This is a genomic window from Acetobacter pomorum, assembly GCF_002738225.1.
Lineage (GTDB): Bacteria > Pseudomonadota > Alphaproteobacteria > Acetobacterales > Acetobacteraceae > Acetobacter > Acetobacter pomorum.
In genome coordinates this window covers 1-466 of sequence record NZ_PEBQ01000078.1, presented here as the reverse complement: position 1 = coordinate 466, position 466 = coordinate 1, and the positions used below count along the sequence as shown (strand labels likewise).

Annotated in this window: 1 pseudogene; it reads left to right on the top strand. The window is 55.2% G+C overall.

Annotated features, from left to right (window positions below):
* Window positions 1-376: pseudogene (locus CSR02_RS04855) on the top strand (Fic/DOC family protein); the annotation flags it as partial.
* Window positions 377-466 lie beyond the last annotated feature (90 nt).

Here is a 466-nt window from a genome sequence, read left to right as displayed (position 1 = left end):
GAACGCAGGCCAGGCAGATAGTGCCACGTTGAAAGAACTCAGGGGCTTACGGGGAGAACTGAAAGCTTTGGAAAGCGACACGCAGGTTGGTGCCGTTCTGCGTCATATCGATCAAGCGCAAAAGGCGGGCATTGAAAAGTTGACCGTGCTCCCAGGACGCGACGGTTCTGCGCGTGACGCCATTTATGCGATCGGGCGGGCTGCCGTGCGTAGTCTTGACTTGCAGGACGATCAACGAGCAGTGCAGGGTATGAATTCCCAACAGACACAATCCCCAGCATCGTGGTTCAATCGTGCCAGTCAGAAGCTTTCTGCGCCGGAAGAAACACCCCCTCAGCCAAATAGCCCAAAATCACGTGGCCCGCAGTTTGGCTAGTTCTTGCTGAACCTAATCAGGCCGATGGCGGCTGATGAGACGTTCTGCGTGATCTATCGCACGCTCCAGTTCCTCATAATTAATGGGAGC